Origin of the sequence: Streptomyces gobitricini (genome assembly GCF_039532985.1) — a bacterium.
Classification (GTDB): Bacteria; Actinomycetota; Actinomycetes; order Streptomycetales; family Streptomycetaceae; genus Streptomyces; species Streptomyces gobitricini.
Genome location: NZ_BAAASR010000052.1, coordinates 14875 through 34499 on the forward strand (window position 1 = coordinate 14875; position 19625 = coordinate 34499).

Annotated in this window: 19 protein-coding genes and 2 pseudogenes; 13 read left to right on the plus strand and 8 right to left on the minus strand. The window is 73.1% G+C overall.

Going from position 1 to position 19625, the window contains the following annotated elements; all coding sequences use genetic code 11:
- The first annotated feature begins 20 nt into the window (after positions 1-20).
- The 7 genes and pseudogenes from ABD347_RS29860 to ABD347_RS29890 all read left to right on the plus strand — a co-directional run bounded on the left by ABD347_RS29860 (position 21) and on the right by ABD347_RS29890 (position 7979).
- Positions 21-1481 (plus strand): CitMHS family transporter, encoded by a 1461-nt coding sequence (locus ABD347_RS29860; protein WP_344367044.1) that lies wholly within the window; start codon positions 21-23, stop codon positions 1479-1481.
- Positions 1481-2704, plus strand: coding sequence for an MFS transporter (locus ABD347_RS29865; protein WP_344367046.1), 1224 nt, complete (start codon positions 1481-1483; stop codon positions 2702-2704). The genes ABD347_RS29860 and ABD347_RS29865 overlap by 1 nt, the downstream gene beginning before the upstream one ends.
- 83 nt (positions 2705-2787) lie before the next feature.
- Positions 2788-3202, plus strand: a pseudogene (locus ABD347_RS29870) (amidohydrolase); the annotation flags it as partial.
- Positions 3203-3357: 155 nt separating this feature from the next.
- Positions 3358-3843 (plus strand): DUF3574 domain-containing protein, encoded by a 486-nt coding sequence (locus ABD347_RS29875; protein WP_344367047.1) that lies wholly within the window; start codon positions 3358-3360, stop codon positions 3841-3843.
- Positions 3844-3945: 102 nt separating this feature from the next.
- A complete protein-coding gene (locus ABD347_RS29880) occupies positions 3946-5340 on the plus strand; it encodes an aldehyde dehydrogenase family protein (protein WP_344367049.1) in 1395 nt (464 codons plus the stop codon).
- Positions 5341-5362: 22 nt separating this feature from the next.
- Positions 5363-6442, plus strand: a complete 1080-nt coding sequence (locus ABD347_RS29885; RefSeq protein WP_344367051.1) for a zinc-binding dehydrogenase — start codon at positions 5363-5365, stop codon at positions 6440-6442.
- A gap of 208 nt (positions 6443-6650) precedes the next feature.
- On the plus strand, positions 6651-7979 hold the full coding sequence (locus ABD347_RS29890) for an MFS transporter (RefSeq protein ID WP_344367052.1): 1329 nt from the start codon (positions 6651-6653) through the stop codon (positions 7977-7979).
- A gap of 158 nt (positions 7980-8137) precedes the next feature.
- On the opposite strand, the gene ABD347_RS29895 is transcribed toward ABD347_RS29890, so the two are convergent.
- The gene (locus tag ABD347_RS29895; RefSeq protein ID WP_425575795.1) at positions 8138-8791 is read right to left on the minus strand and encodes a TetR/AcrR family transcriptional regulator; all 654 of its coding nucleotides are present in this window, start codon (positions 8789-8791) and stop codon (positions 8138-8140) included.
- 53 nt (positions 8792-8844) lie between these two features.
- Between ABD347_RS29895 and ABD347_RS29900 the strand changes: the two genes are divergently transcribed.
- From ABD347_RS29900 to ABD347_RS29910, 3 genes are all read left to right on the plus strand, one after another.
- A complete protein-coding gene (locus ABD347_RS29900; RefSeq protein ID WP_344367056.1) occupies positions 8845-9996 on the plus strand; it encodes an acyl-CoA dehydrogenase family protein in 1152 nt (383 codons plus the stop codon).
- A gap of 75 nt (positions 9997-10071) precedes the next feature.
- Positions 10072-10362, plus strand: a complete 291-nt coding sequence (locus tag ABD347_RS29905) for a YiaA/YiaB family inner membrane protein (protein WP_344367058.1) — start codon at positions 10072-10074, stop codon at positions 10360-10362.
- Positions 10363-10420: 58 nt separating this feature from the next.
- Entirely contained in the window at positions 10421-11062 is a 642-nt protein-coding gene (locus ABD347_RS29910; RefSeq protein ID WP_344367060.1) for a TetR/AcrR family transcriptional regulator, read from the plus strand.
- Here ABD347_RS29910 and ABD347_RS29915 read toward each other — a convergent pair.
- A complete protein-coding gene (locus ABD347_RS29915) occupies positions 11053-11514 on the minus strand; it encodes a MaoC family dehydratase (protein ID WP_344367061.1) in 462 nt (153 codons plus the stop codon). The genes ABD347_RS29910 and ABD347_RS29915 overlap by 10 nt on opposite strands.
- A gap of 104 nt (positions 11515-11618) precedes the next feature.
- On the opposite strand from ABD347_RS29915, the gene soxR reads away from it, so the two are divergent.
- Entirely contained in the window at positions 11619-12125 is a 507-nt protein-coding gene (gene soxR / locus ABD347_RS29920; protein ID WP_344367063.1) for a redox-sensitive transcriptional activator SoxR, read from the plus strand.
- A gap of 65 nt (positions 12126-12190) precedes the next feature.
- Here soxR and ABD347_RS29925 read toward each other — a convergent pair whose 3' ends face one another.
- The 6 genes and pseudogenes from ABD347_RS29925 to ABD347_RS29950 all read right to left on the minus strand — a co-directional run bounded on the left by ABD347_RS29925 (position 12191) and on the right by ABD347_RS29950 (position 16850).
- Complete coding sequence (locus ABD347_RS29925) at positions 12191-12586, minus strand: DUF2267 domain-containing protein (RefSeq protein WP_344367064.1); 396 nt, start codon at positions 12584-12586, stop codon at positions 12191-12193.
- Positions 12587-12671: 85 nt separating this feature from the next.
- Positions 12672-13094 carry an Hsp20/alpha crystallin family protein gene (locus tag ABD347_RS29930; protein WP_344367066.1) on the minus strand — a complete coding sequence of 141 codons (423 nt, stop codon included), beginning with the start codon at positions 13092-13094 and terminating at the stop codon, positions 12672-12674.
- A 97-nt stretch (positions 13095-13191) separates the two neighbouring features.
- Positions 13192-13364: pseudogene (locus tag ABD347_RS29935) on the minus strand (RNA ligase (ATP)); the annotation flags it as partial.
- A 32-nt stretch (positions 13365-13396) separates the two neighbouring features.
- Positions 13397-14119 (minus strand): 3-keto-5-aminohexanoate cleavage protein, encoded by a 723-nt coding sequence (locus ABD347_RS29940; protein WP_344367068.1) that lies wholly within the window; start codon positions 14117-14119, stop codon positions 13397-13399.
- A 547-nt stretch (positions 14120-14666) separates the two neighbouring features.
- A complete protein-coding gene (locus tag ABD347_RS29945; RefSeq protein ID WP_344367070.1) occupies positions 14667-15278 on the minus strand; it encodes a hypothetical protein in 612 nt (203 codons plus the stop codon).
- Positions 15279-15608: 330 nt separating this feature from the next.
- Positions 15609-16850 carry an exo-beta-N-acetylmuramidase NamZ family protein gene (locus ABD347_RS29950; protein WP_344367072.1) on the minus strand — a complete coding sequence of 414 codons (1242 nt, stop codon included), beginning with the start codon at positions 16848-16850 and terminating at the stop codon, positions 15609-15611.
- Between the two features lie 343 nt (positions 16851-17193).
- Here ABD347_RS29950 and ABD347_RS29955 point away from each other — a divergent pair, with 343 nt between their 5' ends.
- Positions 17194-17958, plus strand: a complete 765-nt coding sequence (locus tag ABD347_RS29955; protein ID WP_344367074.1) for an SDR family oxidoreductase — start codon at positions 17194-17196, stop codon at positions 17956-17958.
- Entirely contained in the window at positions 17955-19619 is a 1665-nt protein-coding gene (locus ABD347_RS29960) for an AMP-binding protein (protein ID WP_344367076.1), read from the plus strand. The genes ABD347_RS29955 and ABD347_RS29960 overlap by 4 nt, the downstream gene beginning before the upstream one ends.
- Positions 19620-19625: the final 6 nt, after the last annotated feature.

The following is a 19625-nucleotide window of genomic DNA, read 5'->3' on the forward strand; positions in this document are numbered from 1 at the left end:
GTGAACGTTAGGTGTCCTCCATGCTGACAATCCTCGGCTTCGCCATGATCGCGACCTTCCTGGTCCTGATCATGATGAAGAAGATGTCGCCGATCGCGGCGCTCGTCCTCATCCCCGCTCTCTTCTGCGTCCTCGTGGGACAGGGCGCACAGCTCGGTGACTACGTCCTCGAAGGCGTCGGCAACCTCGCGCCCACCGCCGCGATGCTGATGTTCGCCATCGTCTACTTCGGCGTGATGATCGACGTCGGTCTCTTCGACCCGATCGTCCGGGGCATCCTGCGCTTCTGCAAGGCCGACCCGATGCGGGTCGTGGTCGGCACGGCGGTCCTCGCCGCGATCGTGTCGCTGGACGGCGACGGGTCGACCACCTTCATGATCACCGTCTCGGCGATGTACCCGCTCTACAAGCGCCTGAAGATGAGCCTGGTCGTGATGACCGGTGTCGCCGCCACCGCCAACGGCGTGATGAACACGCTGCCCTGGGGCGGCCCCACCGCCCGCGCGGCCACCGCGCTCGAACTGGACGCCGGAGACATCTTCGTACCGATGATCCCGGCCCTGGGCGCCGGTCTGCTGTTCGTCCTCGCCCTCGCGTACGTGCTGGGACGGCGGGAGCGCAGGCGCCTGGGCCACCTGACGCTGGACGAGGTCCTGGAGCCGCCGGCCCTGGAGCCCCAGGCCGTGGAGTCCCAGGCCGCGGAGCCGCAGGTCCTGGAGCCGCGCACCGAGACGGTGCTGGTGACGGCCGGCGGGGGCGGTGGCGGGGGCGGTGGCGGCGAGGGCAGCGCCAAGGCCGCCGGTGCCGGCGCCGGATCCGGGCCGGAACCGGACGAGGGCTTCCGGGGGCTCGACCCGGACCGCCCCACCCTCCGCCCCAAGCTGTACTGGTTCAACGCCGCCCTCACCGTTGCCCTGCTCACCGCCATGATCATGGAGATGCTGCCCATCCCGGTGCTCTTCCTGATCGGCGCGGCCCTCGCGCTCACGGTCAACTTCCCGCACATGCCCGACCAGAAGGCCCGCATCGCGGCCCACGCGGAGAACGTCCTCAATGTGGCCGGCATGGTCTTCGCCGCCGCCGTGTTCACCGGGGTCCTCACCGGCACCGGGATGGTCAAGCACATGGCCGACTGGCTCGTCGGCGCCATCCCGGAGGCCATGGGCCCGCACATGGCGCTCGTCACCGGTCTGCTGAGTCTGCCGCTGACGTACTTCATGTCGAACGACGGTTTCTACTTCGGCGTCCTGCCCGTCCTCGCCGAGGCCGGCGCCGCGCACGGCGTCCCGCCGCTGGAGATCGCGCGCGCCTCCCTGGTGGGCCAGGCCCTGCACATGTCCAGCCCGCTCGTGCCCGCCGTGTACGTCCTGGTCGGCATGGCCAAGGTCGAGTTCGGCGACCACACCCGGTTCACCGTCAAGTGGGCCGCCCTCACCTCGCTGGTGGTGCTCGGCGCCGGAATGCTCTTCGGCATCATCTGATGGCGCGCCGGTACTGGCTGCTGCGCGTCGTCATCGCCTTCGGCTTCGCCCAGGCGGCGGTGTCGATGGCGCGGCCCGCCGTTTCGTACCGCGCCCTCTCCCTCGGCGCGGACGAGCGCGCGATCGGCGTCATCGCGGGCGGGTACGCGCTGCTGCCGCTGTTCGCCGCCGTACCGCTCGGGCGCAGGACCGACCGGGGGCGGTGCGCACCCCTGCTGCTCGTGGGAGTGGTGCTGATCGCGGGCGGGTGCGCGCTGAGCGGGGCGGCCGGGTCGCCGGTGTGGATGGCGGCGTGGAGCGGGGTCATGGGCCTCGGCCACCTGAGCTTCGTGATCGGTGCCCAGTCGCTCGTGGCCCGCCGGTCGGCGCCGGGCGAACAGGACCGGAACTTCGGCCACTTCACCATCGGCGCCTCGCTCGGGCAGCTCGCCGGACCGGTCGCGGCGGGGCTCCTCATCGGCGACGACATGGGCCGCGGCGGCGCCCTCGCCCTGGTCGTCTCGGCCGCCGTCGCCACGGTCGCCCTCACGTCCCTCCGGCGCGTCGAGCACCGCGACACCAACCCCGGGCACGCGCGCGTGGAGCGGGACAGGGCGCCGCAGAAGGTCCCCGTCCACCACATCCTCCGTACGCGCGGAGTGCCCGCCGGCATCTTCATCAGCCTCGCCGTGCTCTCCACGACCGACATCCTGACCGCCTACCTGCCGGTCGTCGGTGAGCACCGCTCCATCCCGCCCGCCACCATCGGTCTGCTGCTGAGCCTGCGTGCCGCCGCCACCATCGCCTGCCGGCTGGTCATGACCCCGCTGCTGCGGCTGCTGGGTCGTACGGCGCTGCTGACCGTGACATGCCTGCTCGCCGCGGTGCTGTGCGCGGGCATCGCGCTGCCCGTCCCGGTGTGGGCGCTCGCCGTGATGCTGGCCGTGCTGGGCTTCTGCCTCGGTGCCGGCCAGCCGCTGTCGATGACGACCGTGGTCCGGGCCGCTCCCGACGAGGCCCGCTCCACGGCCCTCGCGCTGCGCCTGACGGGCAACCGGCTCGGCCAGGTCGCGGCACCGGCGTCCGCCGGGATGATCGCCGGACTCGCCGGCCCGGCCGCTCCGTTCGTCATGCTGGGCGCCCTGCTCCTGGCGGCGGCGGGTCTGGGCGTACGGGCGGGGCGGGGGCCCGGCGCGTCCGTCGGTGCCGGGGCGGGGCGGCGCGGGCCGCGGCAGCGGGTCTGATCCCGGCCGGCCGGGAGGGTGCGGTGGTGGGCGCCCGGCCCCTTCAGGGCCGTCCCCGACGCCGCGTCCGCCCGTCCGGTGCCCCACCGGGCCGAGGGGCCCGCTTCGCCGACCCGGGCGTCATCGCCTCGATGCAGCCGCCGCACGCCGCGTACACCCGGGACGACCACACCGACGAGTGGTCCGGGCGGCTCGGGGAGGAGCGGGCGTCGCGGGCCTGGCGCTGCCGCGACCTGCGGGACGCGAGGGCGTACCCGGCGCACGGCTCCGGCCGGCCGGCCGCCCACCACGACGCCCGGCAGGTCCTCGCCCGGCCCGTGCCCCGCGCGGCCCGGCGCGGCCCGGCCGGCGAGCAGGGGGAGGCGGGGCGGATCGCACCGGGGCCGGGCGCCGGCCTCACGGCGTTCGCGGTCGGCCCGGTCGACGCGCCGGCCGACGAGGCCGCGGACGCCCCGATCCGGCTGACCGTCCCCGTCGGACCGGGTGAGGCACCGGGCGCTCCAGGGCCGGGCGCCGCCGGGCTGGTGGCCGTCGGTCCGCGGCGGCCGCACCGCCGCCCGGATCCGGCCCGATCCGGTGTTTCGGCCGCACCGCGGAGACGCGGCCTGCCAGAGTGATCGACGCTCCCGCCCCCGTACGGAAAGGGTTCCGTCGTGCCGCTTCTCACCACCACCCGTTCCCGACTGGCGCTCACCACGGCGACGGTCCTGCTCGCGGCCGGCGCCCCCGCCGCGTACGCGACCCTCGGCGACCAGGCCGCCGCTACCGCTACCGCTACCGCTACCGCTACCGCGGCCACGGCCCGCGGCGCGGCGTACCTGGAGACGAGGCTGCTCTTCGGGACCGAGCGGCCCGACGGGGGACCGGCCGTCACGGACCAGCAGTTCATGGCCTTCGTCGACCGCGAGGTCACGCCCGCCTTTCCCGAGGGGCTGACCGTGCAGGAGGGGCGCGGGCAGTGGCGTGACGCGAGCGGCCGGATCGAGCGGGAGCGGTCGTACGAACTGATCCTGCTGTACCCGGCGGGGGAGGCCAAGGCGCGCGACCCGCGGATCGAGCGGATCCGCGACGCCTACGAGCGCGCTTTCGGCCAGGAGTCGGTGGCCCGCCTCGATGAACGGACCTCGGTGGACTTCTGATGTGATGTGGTCGGTCCCGTAGCCCCTGGCATCCAAAAACTACCACCGCTAGTTTGGAGGGGACGACCGACCAGACAGGTCCGAAGGCCGAAGGAGAAGCGGATGAAGGCCCACGACGGGATGTACATCGACGGCGCGTGGCGGCCCGCCGCCGGCACCGGCACCATCGCGGTGGTGAACCCGGCCGACGAGCAGGTCATCGGCCACGTCCCGGCCGGCACGGTCGAGGACGTCGACGCGGCGGTCCGGGCGGCCCGCGCCGCGTTCCCCGGGTGGGCGGCCACCGCGCCGGCCGACCGGGCCGCCCGCATCGCCGCCCTGCGCGACGCCCTGGCCGCCCGCAAGGACGAGATCGCCGCGACCGTCACGGCGGAGCTCGGCGCCCCGCCGCAGGCGGCCCAGGCCATCCACGCGGGCCTGCCCGTCGCCGTCGCGGGCACGTACGCGGACCTGACGGCGACGTACGCCTTCGAGGAGAAGGCCGGCAACTCCACCGTCCTGCTGGAGCCGGTCGGCGTGGTGGGCGCCATCACGCCCTGGAACTACCCGCTGCACCAGATCGTCGCCAAGGTGGCGCCCGCCCTGGCCGCCGGGTGCACGGTCGTCCTCAAGCCCGCCGAGGACACGCCCCTGACCGCCCAGCTGTTCGCCGAGGCCGTGGACGCGGCCGGTCTGCCCGCCGGCGTGTTCAACCTCGTGACGGGGCTCGGCCCGGTCGCCGGCCAGGCCCTCGCCGAGCACGACGGCGTCGACATGGTCTCCTTCACCGGCTCCACCGCCGTCGGCAGGCGGATCGGCGCCCTGGCCGGCGCGGCCGTCAAGCGCGTCGCCCTGGAGCTCGGCGGCAAGTCCGCCAACGTCATCCTGCCCGGAGCCGATCTCGCCAAGGCGGTCAACGTCGGGATCGCCAACGTCATGTCCAACTCCGGCCAGACGTGCAGCGCCTGGACGCGGATGCTGGTCCACCGTGAGCAGCACGAGGAGGCCGTCGCCCTCGCCGCCCAGGCCGTCGCCAAGTACGTGCCCGGCGACCGTATCGGCCCGCTCGTCAACGCCAAGCAGCAGGAACGCGTGCGCGGCTACATCGAGCAGGGCATCGCGGAAGGCGCCCGGCTCGTCGCCGGCGGTCCCGAAGCCCCTCTCGACAAGGGCTACTACGTCAGCCCCACCGTCTTCGCGGACGTCACGCCCGGCATGACCATCGCCCAGGAGGAGATCTTCGGGCCGGTCGTCTCGATCCTGCCGTACGAGGACGAGGACGACGCCCTGCGGATCGCCAACGGCACCGTGTACGGCCTCGCCGGCGCGGTGTGGGCGGCCGACGAGGAGACCGCCGTCGCCTTCGCCCGCCGGATGGAGACGGGCCAGGTCGACATCAACGGTGGCCGGTTCAACCCGCTCGCCCCCTTCGGGGGCTACAAGCAGTCGGGCGTCGGGCGCGAACTGGGCGCGCACGGCCTCGCCGAATACCTTCAGACCAAGTCCCTTCAGTTCTGACCGAGACCGGGAGACAACGATCGTGGTCCGCGCCGCCGTCCTGCCCGCCATAGGTGCTCCTCTGGAGATCACCGGCATCGAACTCCCGGAGCCCGGCCCCGGCCAGGTGAGGGTCCGCCTCGCCGCAGCCGGCGTCTGCCACTCCGACCTGTCCCTGTCCAACGGCACCATGCGGCTTCCCGTCCCCGCGGTCCTGGGCCACGAGGGCGCCGGAACGGTGCTCGCCGTCGGTGACGGCGTCACCGATGTCGCCCCCGGCGACGACGTCGTCCTCAACTGGGCGCCCTCCTGCGGCTCCTGCCATCCCTGCACGCTCGGCGAGGTGTGGCTCTGCGCCGACGCGCTCACCGGCGCGGGCAGGGTCCACGCCGTCGCCGAGGACGGCACCGAGCTCTACCCGGGTCTGAACGTCGCCGCGTTCGCCGAGGAGACCGTCGTCCCCGCCACCTGCGTGCTGCCCGCCCCCGACGGCGTACCGCTCACCGACGCCGCCCTGCTCGGCTGCGCCGTCCTCACCGGGTTCGGGGCCGTCCACCACTCCGCCCGGGTGCGCGCGGGCGAGTCCGTCGTCGTGTTCGGCGTCGGCGGAGTGGGCCTCGCCGCGCTCCAGGCGGCCCGCATCGCGGGCGCCGGGACGGTCATCGCCGTCGACGTGTCGCCCGAGAAGGAGGAACTCGCCCGGCGGGCCGGCGCCACCGAGTACCTCGTCGCCTCCGAGACCACCGCCCGGGAGATCCGCAAGCTCACCGGGGGCCACGGCGCCGACGTGGCCGTCGAGTGCGTCGGCCGCGCCGTCACCATCCGTACCGCCTGGGAATCCACCCGGCGCGGTGGCCGCACCACGGTCGTCGGCATCGGCGGCAAGGACCAGCAGGTGACGTTCAACGCCCTGGAGATCTTCCACTGGGGCCGCACGCTCTCCGGCTGCGTGTACGGCAACTCCCGCCCGGCCGAGGACCTGCCGGCCATCGCCGCCCACATCCGGGCCGGGCGGTTCGACCTGGGCGCTCTCGTCACCGAGCGGATCGCGCTGGACGGCATCCCGGCGGCGTTCGACAACATGATCGCGGGCAGGGGCGGGCGGGCCCTGGTCGTCTTCTAGCCCTCCGGCACCACCCGACGGACACCCCGGCCGCCCCCGCGCGGCCGGGGTCTCCGTGCTGTCCGCGCCGCTCACGGCGGCTGCGCGCACGGGCCGGAAATCGTGACCGTATGAGCCGTTGACCGCCATACCAGCCGGTCGGTACGGTCCCCGGGATCAAGGCGCCGCCCCCCTTTCCGTCCCCCGCACCCCCCGGAGCGTGCACCGCATGGACACGGCACCCTCGTCCCCTCCGCCCACCACCGCCCCGAGCGACCGCAACCGGCGCAAGGTGGCCACCGCGGCCGCGCTCGCCTCCGCGGTCGAGTGGTACGACTACTTCGTCTTCGGTATCGCCGCCGCCCTCGTCCTCGGCGACCTGTACTTCCCGTCCGGCAGCGCGTCCGCCGGCGTCCTCGCCGCCTTCGCGACGTTCGCCGTCGGGTTCCTCGCCCGGCCCGTCGGCGGGATCATCGCGGGCCAGCTCGGCGACAAGCGCGGCCGCAAGCCGATGCTGGTCATGGCCCTCACCCTGATGGGCCTGGCCACCACCGGTATCGGGCTGCTGCCCACGTACGAGACGATCGGCATCGCCGCGCCGCTGCTGCTGGTCGTCCTGCGGATCCTCCAGGGCATCGCCGTGGGTGCCCAGTGGGGCGGCGCGATGCTCATGGCCACCGAGTACGCCCCCGAGGGCAAGCGGGGCCTGTACGGCAGCCTCGTCCAGCTCGGCGTCCCGATCGGCGTCGTGACCGCCAACACCGTGTTCCTGGCCGCCGGAGCGTTCACCAGCGATGCCGCGTTCGCCGCCTGGGGCTGGCGGGTGCCCTTCCTCGTCGGCTTCCTGGTCCTCGGCCTCGCCTGGTACATCCACACCCGGGTCGAGGAGACCCCCGAGTTCAAGGCCGCCGAACGGGCGCTGACGGAGAAGGAGAGGAGCGAGGCCCGGTCGCCGCTGGGCATCATCCTGCGCCGGCACCTCGGCACGGTCTTCCTCGCCGGGGGGTCGTTCGCCGTCAACACCGCGACCTTCTACATCATCATCACCGGCGTGCTGGACTACGCGACCCGCGAACTCGCCATGGAGCGCGGCGCGGTCCTCACCGTCTCCCTGTGCGTCAGCCTCACCCAACTGGTGCTCATACCGGCCTCGGCGGCCCTGTCCGACCGCATCGGCCGACTGCGGATCTACGCGCTGGGCGCGGCCGGACTGCTGGTGTGGGCGGTTCCGCTGTTCCTGCTCATCGACACCGGCTCCCTGGTGTGGCTCGCCGTCGGCACCTTCGTCACCAGCTGCTTCCTCAGCATCATGTACGGCCCGCAAGCGGCGCTGTTCGCCGAGCTGTTCACGCCGGAGATGCGCTACACGGGCGCCTCGCTCGGCTACCAGATCGCCGCCGTGTTCGGCGGCGGGCTGGCGCCGTTCGTGATGGTGCTGCTGCTGGAGGCGACCGGCACGTCGATGGCCGTCTCCGGCTACATCATGGGCCTCGCCGTGATCGCCCTGGTCTCGATCAGGATCCTCGCCTCACGGGCCGCCCGGGCCGCTTCTCGCTGACGGCGGCGTCCCGCGGTGCCGTGCTCCCGGCCATGGGGTCCGCCTTCCGCGGCCGGGAGCCGCCCATCGCCCGGGATCACCCGTGGCCCGCTCGGCACGCCCGGTCCCTCCGGGGCGCGCCCGCGGTCCGGCGGGTGCCGGACCGCCCCGTCGCGCGCTCAGCGCCGTACCGCTCCCTCGTACCGCACCGCGAGTCCGTCCAGCAGGGCCCGCAGGCCCGTCTCGAAGGCGCCCTCGTCGACCTGCTCCTGCCGTTCGGCGAGCAGGTGGGCCTGGCCGAGGTGGGGGTAGTCGGCCGGGTCGTAGGCCGTCTCGTCGTCGACGAAGCCGCGGGCGAAGGACCCGAGCGCCGAGCCGGTGATGAAGTACCGCATCAGCGCGCCGATGTGGGTGGCGTGGGCCGGGGGCCAGCCCGCGCGGACCATGGCGCCGAAGACGGCGTCGGCGACGCGGAGACCGGCCGGGCGGCGTCCGGGGCCGCGGGCGAGGACGGGGACGATGTTGGGGTGGTCGGTCAGGGCCGCGCGGTAGGAGACGGCCCAGTCGTGCAGGGCGGTCCGCCAGTCGCGGCCGTCGTCCTCGTCGAACATCGACAGGTCGACCTTCGCGCTCACCGAGTCCGCGACCGCCTCCAGGATCTCGTCCTTGGTGCGGAAGTGGTTGTAGAGCGACGGCCCGCTGACGCCCAGCTCGGCCGCGAGGCGACGGGTCGAGACGGCTTCCAGTCCCTCCGCGTCCACGAGCGCGCCGGCCGCGGCGACGATGCGGTCTCGGCTGAGGAGGGGCTTGCGCGGTCGGGCCATGCGGCACATAGTAGGCCTGGAAAAAGAAACTAGCAGTGATAGTTAAAGTGGGGTGACCGCGTGTGAACCTGGAGCTGAGCGAGGAGCAGACGGCCGTCAGGCAGCTCGCCGAGGACTTCGTCCGGCGCGAGATCGCCCCGCACGTCGTCGCATGGGACCGGGCCGAGAACGTCGACAAGTCGATCGTCAAGAAGCTCGGCGAGCTCGGCTTCCTGGGCCTGACCGTCCCCGAGCAGTACGGCGGCTCGGGCGGCGACCACCTGGCGTACTGCCTGGTCACCGAGGAGCTGGGACGCGGTGACTCGTCGGTGCGCGGCATCGTGTCCGTCTCGCTGGGTCTGGTCACCAAGACCATCGCGGCCTGGGGCGACGAGGAACAGAAGCGGCACTGGCTGCCCCGTCTCACCGCCGGTGACGCCCTCGGCTGCTTCGGCCTCACGGAACCCGGCACCGGCTCCGACGCGGGGAACCTCACCACCCGGGCCGTGCGCGACGGCGGCGACTACGTCATCAACGGCACGAAGATGTTCATCACCAACGGCACCTGGGCCGATGTGGTGCTCCTCTTCGCCCGTACCAACGACACCCCCGGCCACCGGGGTGTCTCCGCCTTCCTCGTCCCCACCGACACCCCCGGCCTCACCCGCCGCACCATTCACGGCAAGCTCGGCCTGCGCGGCCAGGCCACCGCCGAACTGGTGCTGGAGGACGTCCGGGTGCCCGCCTCCGCGCTGATGGGCCCGGAGGGCAAGGGCTTCTCCATCGCCATGTCCGCGCTGGCCAAGGGGCGGATGTCCGTCGCCGCCGGGTGCGTCGGCATCGCCCAGGCCGCGCTGGACGCGGCCGTGCGGTACGCGGGGGAGCGGGAGCAGTTCGGCAAGCCGATCGCGTCGTACCAGCTCGTCCAGGAGCTGATCAGTGACATCTCCGTCGACGTGGACGCGGCGCGGCTGCTGACCTGGCGGGTCGCCGACCTCGTCGACCGGGGGCAGGAGTTCGCCACGGCCGCCTCCAAGGCCAAGCTCTTCGCCTCCGAGGCCGCCGTGCGCTCGGCCAACAGCGCCCTCCAGGTCTTCGGCGGTTACGGCTACATCGACGAGTACCCGGTCGGCAAGCTGCTCCGCGACGCCCGCGTGATGACCCTGTACGAGGGCACCAGCCAGATCCAGAAGCTCATCATCGGCCGCGCCCTGACGGGGGTCTCCGCGTTCTGACCGGCAGCCCCGCCTGAGTACCGCATGAGTACGGCGACGGATGCGGGCCGCGCCACAGCCGCACATCCTGGCCGCATGAGCGAGAACACACCCGTCAAGCAGCAGAACACGGCCGCCTACTACGGGCAGGCCGTCGCCTCCTTCGCGATCGCGCTGGGCGCTGTCGCCCTCGGCGTCTTCAACCTCGAGGCCGACGCCTGGGTGCGCGCCTTCCTGGGCGTCGCGGTCCTCTACCTCACCACCTCCGCCTTCACCCTCGCCAAGGTCGTCCGCGACCGTCAGGAAGCGGGGCAGATCGTCAGCCGGGTCGACCAGGCCCGGCTGGAGAAGCTGCTCGCGGAGCACGACCCCTTCCAGAAGCTCTAAGCGCTTGCTCACTGTCGGGGTATGGTGTTCGTCCTGTGACCACCGGAAGGGGCGAACGATGAGCACGGCGGAGGAAGTGGCCGGCGGGGAGGACACGCCGTGGGGCGAGGTGACCCCCGACGCGGCCAGGCGGCTGCTCGTCGCCGCCGTCGAGGCCTTCGCCGAGCGCGGCTACCACGCCACCACCACCCGGGACATCGCGGGCCGGGCCGGGATGAGCCCGGCCGCGCTCTACATCCACTACAAGACCAAGGAAGAGCTGCTCCACCGGATCAGCCGCATCGGCCATGTGAAGGCGCTGGAGATCCTCCGGGCCGCCGCCGACGGGCCCGGCACCGCCGCGGAGCGGCTCGCCGACGCCGTACGCTCCTTCGTCCGCTGGCACGCCGGGCGGCGCACCACCGCCCGCGTGGTCCAGTACGAACTCGACTCGCTCGGCGACGACCACCGCGAGGAGATCTTCGAGCTGCGCCGCGAGAGCGACGCCGCGGTGCGCCGCATCATCAACGAGGGCGTGGCCGCGGGCGAGTTCGACGTCCCGGACGTCTCCGGCACCACCCTCGCCGTCCTCTCGCTCTGCATCGACGTGGCCCGCTGGTTCAACACGGAGGGGCGCCGGACGCCCGACGAGGTCGGCGCTCTCTACGCCGACCTCGTGCTGCGCATGGTGGGCGCCGGGGCGCCCGGCGTTCAGAAGTAGTAGCGGGACACCGACTCGGCGACGCACACCGGCTTGTCGCCCCCCTCGCGCTCCACCGTCACCACGGCCGTCACCTGCACGCCGCCGCCCGCGTCCTCGACGTTCTTCAGAACGGCCGTCGCGCGCAGCCGCGACCCGACCGGCACCGGGGCGGGGAAACGGACCTTGTTGGCGCCGTAGTTGACGCCCATCTTCATGCCCTCCACCCGCATGATCTGCGGTACGAGGAGGGGGAGCAGCGACAGCGTGAGGTAGCCGTGCGCGATGGTCGTGCCGAACGGTCCGGCCGCGGCCCGCTCCGGGTCCACATGGATCCACTGGTGGTCGCCCGTGGCCTCGGCGAACAGGTCGATCCTCTTCTGCTCGACCTCCAGCCAGTCGCTGTGCCCCAGCTGCTCGCCGACCGCTGCGCGCAGTTCGTCGGCGGACGTGAAGATCCTCGGCTCTGCCATGTTCCGGCTCCCCTGACACTCGATGTCTAAGCGCTTGCTCAGCATGCTGGGGGCGACACGGTCCTGTCAACGGAGAGCAGGTGCTGCCCAGTAGGCTTCGAGGGATGCCGCAGCTTCCAGAGAAGATCCACGAGCTCACGGTCGGCCAGCTCTCCGCACGCAGCGGGGCGGCCGTCTCGGCCCTGCACTTCTACGAGTCCAAGGGCCTCATCAGCAGCCGCCGCACCAGCGGCAACCAGCGCCGTTACGGCAGGGACGCGCTGCGCCGCGTCGCCTTCGTGCGTGCCGCCCAGCGGGTGGGCATCCCGCTCGCGACGATCCGGGACGCCCTGGCGGAACTTCCCGAGGAACGGACACCGAACCGGGAGGACTGGGCGCGCCTGTCGGAGGCGTGGCGCTCGGAACTCGACGAGCGGATCAAACAGCTGAGCCGGCTGCGGGACCACCTCACCGACTGCATCGGGTGCGGCTGCCTCTCCCTGGAGACGTGTGTGCTCTCCAACCCGGACGACGTCTTCGGCGAGCGTATGGCCGGATCGCGCCTGCTGCCCGAGCGGCGGCGGCCGGCCTCGCCGGACGGCCCCTCGTCGAAGGCGCGTACGCAGAGGTGAGTGCGGGCGCGGGACGGCGCCGACCGGTCAGCGCCCGGTGCCGGGCCTCCGGGGGAGAGGCCGGGTCAGGTCATGCCGGGGCGGCCGAAGAGCAGGTCGTAGCCCGGCGGCAGCTGGAGGAGTATCCGGCGCATCAGGTCGTCGCCCGCCGTGTCCGCCGCCACGCTGAGGACCGCTCCCACGTCCCACTTGGCCGTCTCCTCCGTGGCGCCCTCGATCCACGCCGCCGTGGCCCGCACGAACCGCTCCGGTCCGAGCGGCTCGGCCGCGGGGAGCGGGTTGAGCAGCACCAGGGCACACGTCTCGGGCAGGCCGGCGGCCAGCTCGGCCCGCTCATTGCCGACGAGATGTGCCCCCAGCAGGGCCAGGACGACGCGAGCGGCCCGGTCGGCCTCCCGCCGGGAGGGGTACTCACCGCGTTCCTGTACTGCGGCCAGGAACGCGTCCCACTGCATGCGCATCTCTCTCCCTCGGCCTTGATCGACGGGTGCGGGCGGGGCCGGGTGCGGGGCCCGTCCCCGCCCATCGTGCGGTGCGGCGGGCGGATCAGCCCGTGATCCGCTTGCGGTCGCTGCCGCCGCTGATCTCGATCCTGCGCGGCTTGGCCTGCTCGGCGACCGGGATCCGCAGGGTGAGGACGCCCATGTCGTAGGACGCCTCGATGCGGTCGGTGTCCAGTGTCTCGCCCAGGAACAGCTGGCGGCTGAAGGTCCCGGCGGGTCGCTCGGCGATCACCATCTCCGCGTCACCGGCCGGGGCGGTCCGGCGCTCGGCCCGGACGGTGAGCACATTGCGCTCCACGTCCAGGTCGATGCTCTCCGGAGTGACGCCCGGAAGGTCGAGCAGGACGACGAACGTGTCCCCTTCGCGGTAGGCGTCCATCGGCATGGCCGCCGGGTGGGCGCTGGTGCCCAGCAGACGTTCGGTGAGCCGGTCGAGCTCACGGAAGGGGTCGGTTCGCATCAGCATCGTCGGTCCCTCCTCTGCTTGCTCACGGATGCTGTTGACCCTCTGCCTTCCTTATAACTCCACCCGCGAAAGTTGACAAGGGTGCACTCAATAATTCTCACTCGTACTCGGTGCCGCCCTCCCTGGTGAGGTAGGCGGGGCTCACGGCCTTGGCTATCGCCCGGCCGCCCACACCGGGCTGTACCGCTCGGTGGCCGGGCGGGCGCGACCCACTTCCTGGCCGCGGCCGTCGGCGCCGTACGTCAGGTCCTGGACTCCGGCTCCGTACACGCCGGTGGCGGGAATCCGGTGGCCCACCGGATTCAGCGCTCGCTACGGTCGCCTTCCGCCCACGCCGCAGTGACCAGCCGCGCGTTCGACTCCGCGGGCCGGCCGTCGGGCAGCAGCAGCGTGTCCTCCAGGCCGACACGGGTGTCCAGCCCGAGCCGCACCGCCAGGCGCAGCACCGGCCACGCCCCGCCGTCCTCGCCGTGCAGCAGCACCGGTACGCCATGAGCGCCGCCCACCTCCGCCAGCAGGGCGCGGGCGGTGTCCGGGGCCGTCACCGGGTCCTGGTCCATGACCTCGGCCAGCACGCGCGACACCCGGGGCGCCAGGGGCCACGCCAGGAACCGCCGCGCCCCGTTTGTCCCCGACCAGAGGCCCGCCTCCACGCCCACGCCGCGCTCCAGCAGCGCGGCGGCGACCTCCTCGGCACCCGGCTCGTGCCAGTTGACCGAGGCGAAGTCGGGCAGCTCCGTCCAGGACCGCACCCGCTCCACGCGCCGCCGCCAATCCGGCTCGGCCCACGCGCCGGTGGTCACCCCGACCGGGACGTCCACCGCCTCCCGTATGGCTCTCAGCACCGCGGCCACCGCGCGCGGCGACAACGTGTCGTCCCCGCACGGCGTCTTGGGGTGGACGTGCACCTCGGCGGCCCCCGCCGCCACCGCCGAGGCGGCCGACTCGGCCATGGCGTCCGGCGACATGGGGACGGCGGCGGAATCCCCCGCCTCGCGGGTCCCGTTCAGGCAGACCTGGATCATGCCTCGATGGTGACACCGGCCACTGACAACGCCTCCAGCGGCGACCGTCTTCCACCTCCGCAGGCCGACGGACGCGCCTTCTTGGGCAGCCGGCGCACACCCCCGGGCCCCGGTCCCGCCCGCCCACCGGTCAATCCCCCGGACGCCCGATCCCCACCGGCAGCACGCGCCCAGGCCCCACCGGCAGCACGCGCTCCAGTCGGCAGTCACCCGCACCACGTGCCAGGGCCCACCGGCAGCACACGCTCCACGCCGCCGCCCATCGGGGCAGCACGCGCCCCACGTGGCAGTCACCCGCAACACGCGCCAGGGCCCACCGCAGCACGCGGCTCACACGGCGTCACCCGCAGCGTGCGTCGATGACGACGTGCCCGCCCTCGACGCGGCCCGGCCGTCACCGTCCCCAACGTCACCGCCCCCGGCAGCAACGGCGGCGCCGGCAACGGCGGCAGCGACATCGGCGCGGGAAACGGCGGCGCCGAGGCGCGCCGGTGTCAGGCGACGGGGGCGTGCCGACGCCGACGCGCGCCCCCGCGCATTGCCGCGCTCATGCCACCGACGCGAGTTCCTTGTGCCGGCTCCGTTTGGCCAGCGCCAGCGCCTCGGGCGTCAGCACCGCCTGCGGCACCACCACACCGCAGTCGGTGCACACCGGCCCGAACCACGGCTCGTTCGACAGGTCCGGCCGCCAGACGATCGCGTCCCCCGCGCACACCGGGCAGTGCTCGCCCGGCCCGGCCTCCAGAGCGGTGATCAGCCGGCGCAGCGCCTCCGCCAGCGGCACCGTGGGGTGCAGCGACGGGTCGTCGCACCGTGCTATGCCGTTGCCGCCCCAGGTGCGCCGGTGCCAGTCGTCGATCCAGCCGGGCCGCCGGAGCCCGTCGTGCTTCTCCCGCCTGCGGCGCGCGGCGAACTGCTCCTCGTACGCGAGCCACACCGCCCGCGCCTCCTCCAGTTCATCGAGCGCGGCCACCAGCCGCGCCGGATCGGGCTCCCGGTCCTCGGGCCCGAACCTGTGCCTGGAGCACAGGTGGTCCCAGGTCGCCCGGTGCCCATAAGGGGCGAATCGCTCAAGGCACTTGCGGAGCGAATACCGCCGCAGCGCCAGATCGCAGCCTGGGTCACGTACCTGTCTTGCCAGGCTCCGGAAACCGGCCATCGCACTGCCACCTCCGTCACTCGTACTTCGGCGTCGATGAATGGACGTACGGGTTCCCAGTTCGGCTCCATCGAAAAACGAATGGAGTCCATCAGCGGGACATCTGACGTGAAATGCCTCCACGACACCCCGTGTGGTGATTCCGGAGAAGTGACGCTCCCTCACCACAGCGCGGGATCCCGCGCGACGGGGCCCGCACAAATACGTCCTCACCGGTCGCATCGCACGATCGACGGCAACGGCGGGATACCACCGTTCCGGACGGCCGGACGGAAATGCCTTCCGCCCGCCCCTCCGTGGCCGGTTCGGCCACCGGCGGTCCGGACCCGCTCAGCGGTATGCCAGGTACCGCCGCCGCACCGCCCGGAAAACCGCGAGGTCCGCCTCCCAGGCGCCCACGACCTCGTCGGTACCCGCGCCCGCGTCGATCAGCGTCCGCACCTTCGTCGAACCGGTCAGCTTGTCGATCCAGTTGTCCGCCCGCCAGGCGAAACCGCTCCAGCTCCGCTTCGCCGTCACCAGCAGTCCGATACCCGTGCGCACCGGATCGAATGCCTCCCGGTCGTCCACGTGCAGCTGCACCCCGCCCACCGTCTTCCCCTGGAACTTGGAGAACACCGGGGCGAAGTACGCCTCGCGGAAGTGCACCCCCGGCAGCTCCAGGGCGTTCGCCGCCTCCGCCCACCGCCGGTCGACTCCCTCGGCGCCCAGGAGTTCGAAGGGCCGGGTCGTGCCTCGCCCCTCCGACAGGTTCGTGCCCTCGAACAGGCAGGTCCCGGGGTACACCAGTGCGGTGTCCGGCGTCGGCATGTTGGGGCTCGGAGGCACCCACGGCAGCCCCGTCGTGTCGAAGAAGTCGCTCCGCCGCCACCCGGACATCCGTACCGTCGCCAGGTCCACCGGCTTCGCCAGGAACTCGCCGTTGAACAGCCGGGCCAGTTCCGCCACCGTCATCCCGTGGGCCTGGGCGATCGGCTCCCGCCCCACGAACGTCGCGAACGCCTTGTCCAGTACGGGCCCGAGGGCGGCCCGCCCGGTCACCGGGTTCGGCCGGTCCAGCACCATGAAACGTTTCCCCGCCAGCGCCGCCGCCACCATGCAGTCGTACAGGGTCCAGATGTACGTGTAGAAACGCGCGCCCACGTCCTGGATGTCGAAGACGACCGTGTCGGCCCCCGAGGCGGTGAAGACGTCCGCCAGCGCCTGCCCGTTCTTCAGGTACGTGTCGTACACCGGCAGGCCGGTCGCCGGGTCGTCGTACCGCCCCTCCGAACCGCCCGCCTGGGCGGTGCCCCGGAAGCCGTGCTCGGGGCCGAACACCGCCACCAGGTCCACCCGGTCGTCGGCGTGCATGACGTCCACGATGTGCCGCACCTCGGAGGTCACCCCCGTCGGGTTGGTCACCACACCCACCCGCTGCCCGGCCAGCGCCGCGTACCCGTCCGCCGCGAGCCGGTCGAAGCCGGTACGTACCCGGCGGCCGACTCCGTGCGCGGCCGCCCGGCCCGGGGCGGCGGCCACCACTCCCGCCGCGCCACCGGCGACCAGCAGACCCCGTCTGGACACGCTCATCCGACACCTCCGTGACGCTCGACCGATCCGGACTCGCACGCTAGCGCGCCCTCCGGCCCCGGGGAACGAAGGCGGCACGACGGCCTTCCCTCGGCGCCACAGCCTTCCCCCGGCCCCACCCCCTTCCCCGGCACGACGTCCGACCCCGGCACGACGGCCTTCCCCCCGGCGCCAGGGCCCTCCGGCCGCGCCAAGGCCCTCCGCCACGGAGATCCCCGGCGCCAAGGCCCTCCCGCCACCGAGACCCCCGGCGCCACGGCCTTCCCCCCGCACATACCGACTGGTTAGTCTGTCCCTCGGTCACCAGCGATGGCCGCGAAGTCACGACGAGAGGCGGGTCCCGATGAGTACGGTCCAGGGCGCGGGCGTGGTCGTCACCGGAGCGGGCGGCGGCATCGGGGCCGCGCTCGCCCGCAGATTCGCCGCCGAAGGGGCCCGCGTCGTCGTCAACGACATCGACCCCGGCCGCGCCAAGGCCGTCGCCGACGAGATCGGCGGCGCCGCCGTCCCGGGCGACGCCTCCGCCGTCATCGAAGAGGCGCGCGACGCGCTCGGCGGCACTGTCGACGTCTACTGCGCCAACGCGGGCCTGGCCTCCCCCGGAGACGCCTTCGCCGAGGAGCACGTCTGGGCTGCCGCCTGGGACGTCAACGTGATGGCCCACGTCCGCGCGGCCCGCGCCCTGCTGCCCGACTGGCTGGAGCGCGGCACCGGCCGCTTCGTCTCCACCGTCTCGGCCGCCGGACTGCTCACCATGGTCGGCGCCGCGCCCTACAGCGTCTCCAAGCACGGCGCCTACGCCTTCGCCGAGTGGCTCTCGCTCACCTACCGCCACCGCGGCCTCAAGGTGCACGCGATCTGCCCGCAGGGCGTCCGTACGGACATGCTCGCCTCCGCCGGCTCGGCGGGCGAACTCGTCCTCGCCCCCACCGCCATCGAGCCCGAGGACGTCGCCGACGCGCTGTTCGAGGGCATGGAGGCCGACCGGTTCCTGATCCTTCCCCACCCCGAGGCCGCCGGCTACTACCGGGCCCGTGCGAGCGACCCCGAGCGGTGGCTGAACAATATGAGCCACATCCAGCAGAAGTGGGAGGGCAGCGGGGAGTGAAGCCGACGACCTCGATCTACGCGGCCAAGCCGTGGCTCGCACAGCTCAGCGACGCCCAGCGGGCCCCGGTACGGCCGGCCGCCACCGTGGTGCACGCCTTCCGCGCCGCCGCCGCCCGGGCCCCCGAGCACCCCGCCCTGGCCTACTTCGACGGGCGGCTGAGCTACCGCGAGACCGACGCGCTCTCCGACTCGGTGGCCGGCCACCTGGCCTCCCGGGGCGTCGGACGCGGCGACCGGGTCGCGATCATGCTCCAGAACACCCCGCACTTCGTCCTCGCCCTGCTCGGGGCCTGGAAGGCGGGCGCGACCGTCGTCCCGCTGAACCCGATGTACAAGTCGGCCGAGGTCGCGCACGTCCTGGACGACTCCGGGGCCACCGCCCTGGTCTGCTCCGACCGCGCCTGGGAGGGGTACCTGCGCGAGACGGCCGCCGACTCGCCCGTACGCATCGCCCTCACCGCCTGCGAGAAGGACCTGCAGACGCGCGACGACCCGCGCGTCCTCGGCTTCGACCGGCTGCCCGTGCCGGACGACACCGACGACCTGGTCGCCGTCGCCCGGGCGGAGCACCCGGCGCCGGGGCGCGGGCGCGACCTCACCGCCGCCGACGTGGCCCTGATCAGCTACACCTCCGGCACCAGCGGAACGCCCAAGGGCGCCATGAACCTGCACCGCGGGATCATGTACAACGCCGAGCGGCAGCGCACCGGCCACCCCATCGCCGAAGGCGCCGCCTACTTCGCCCTCGCTCCGCTCTTCCACATCACCGGCATGGTCTGCGAACTGGCCGCCTGCTTCGCCAACGCGGGCACCCTCGTCCTCGCGTACCGCTTCGAGGCGGGCGTCGTCCTGGACGCCTTCGCCGAGCACCGCCCCGCCTACACCGTCGGCCCCTCCACCGCCTTCATGGCGCTGGCCGCCCACCCCGCGGCCACGCCGGGCCACTTCGCGTCCTTCCAGGTCATCTCCTCCGGCGGCGCCCCGGTGCCCCCGGCGCTCGTCGAGAAGTTCCGGTCCGGCTTCGGCCCCTACATCCGCAACGGCTACGGCCTCACCGAGTGCACCGCCCCCTGCGCCGCCGTACCGCCGGAGAAGGAGGCGCCGGTCGACCCCGCCTCCGGCACCCTCTCGGTGGGCGTCCCCGGGCCCGAGACCGTCGTCCGGATCGTGGACGAGAACGGCGAGGAGGTGCCGTTCGGCGAACAGGGCGAGATCGCGGTACGCGGCCCGCAGGTCGTGCCGGGTTACTGGCGGCTGCCGGAGGCCACCGCCGAGACGTTCCCGGACGACGAGCTGCGCACCGGCGACATCGGTTTCATGGATCCGGACGGCTGGCTCTACGTCGTCGACCGCAAGAAGGACATGATCAACGCCTCGGGCTTCAAGGTGTGGCCGCGTGAGGTCGAGGACGTGCTCTACACCCATCCGGCGGTCCGCGAGGCGGCCGTCGTGGGCGTCCCCGACGCCTACCGGGGCGAGACGGTCAAGGCCTACGTCAGTCTGCGTCCGGGCGCCTCGGCCGGACCCGCCGAGCTCTCCGCGTACTGCGAGCGGCGCCTCGCGGCGTACAAGTATCCCCGCGAGGTCGAGATCCTGCCGGAACTGCCGAAAACGACGAGTGGGAAGATCCTCAGGCGGGAACTGCGTTACCCCGCGTAGGACCCG

Bases quoted from the DNA above. Each gene is read 5' to 3' on its own strand.
- ABD347_RS29860 (WP_344367044.1), top strand. From the start codon at position 21: ATGCTGACAATCCTCGGCTTCGCCATGATCGCGACCTTCCTGGTCCTG.
- ABD347_RS29865 (WP_344367046.1), top strand. From the start codon at position 1,481: ATGGCGCGCCGGTACTGGCTGCTGCGCGTCGTCATCGCCTTCGGCTTC.
- ABD347_RS29880 (WP_344367049.1), top strand. From the start codon at position 3,946: ATGAAGGCCCACGACGGGATGTACATCGACGGCGCGTGGCGGCCCGCC.
- ABD347_RS29890 (WP_344367052.1), top strand. From the start codon at position 6,651: ATGGACACGGCACCCTCGTCCCCTCCGCCCACCACCGCCCCGAGCGAC.
- ABD347_RS29895 (WP_425575795.1), bottom strand. From the start codon at position 8,791: ATGTGCCGCATGGCCCGACCGCGCAAGCCCCTCCTCAGCCGAGACCGC.
- ABD347_RS29905 (WP_344367058.1), top strand. From the start codon at position 10,072: ATGAGCGAGAACACACCCGTCAAGCAGCAGAACACGGCCGCCTACTAC.
- ABD347_RS29910 (WP_344367060.1), top strand. From the start codon at position 10,421: ATGAGCACGGCGGAGGAAGTGGCCGGCGGGGAGGACACGCCGTGGGGC.
- ABD347_RS29915 (WP_344367061.1), bottom strand. From the start codon at position 11,514: ATGGCAGAGCCGAGGATCTTCACGTCCGCCGACGAACTGCGCGCAGCG.
- soxR (WP_344367063.1), top strand. From the start codon at position 11,619: ATGCCGCAGCTTCCAGAGAAGATCCACGAGCTCACGGTCGGCCAGCTC.
- ABD347_RS29925 (WP_344367064.1), bottom strand. From the start codon at position 12,586: ATGCGCATGCAGTGGGACGCGTTCCTGGCCGCAGTACAGGAACGCGGT.
- ABD347_RS29930 (WP_344367066.1), bottom strand. From the start codon at position 13,094: ATGCTGATGCGAACCGACCCCTTCCGTGAGCTCGACCGGCTCACCGAA.
- ABD347_RS29940 (WP_344367068.1), bottom strand. From the start codon at position 14,119: ATGATCCAGGTCTGCCTGAACGGGACCCGCGAGGCGGGGGATTCCGCC.
- ABD347_RS29945 (WP_344367070.1), bottom strand. From the start codon at position 15,278: ATGGCCGGTTTCCGGAGCCTGGCAAGACAGGTACGTGACCCAGGCTGC.
- ABD347_RS29950 (WP_344367072.1), bottom strand. From the start codon at position 16,850: ATGAGCGTGTCCAGACGGGGTCTGCTGGTCGCCGGTGGCGCGGCGGGA.
- ABD347_RS29955 (WP_344367074.1), top strand. From the start codon at position 17,194: ATGAGTACGGTCCAGGGCGCGGGCGTGGTCGTCACCGGAGCGGGCGGC.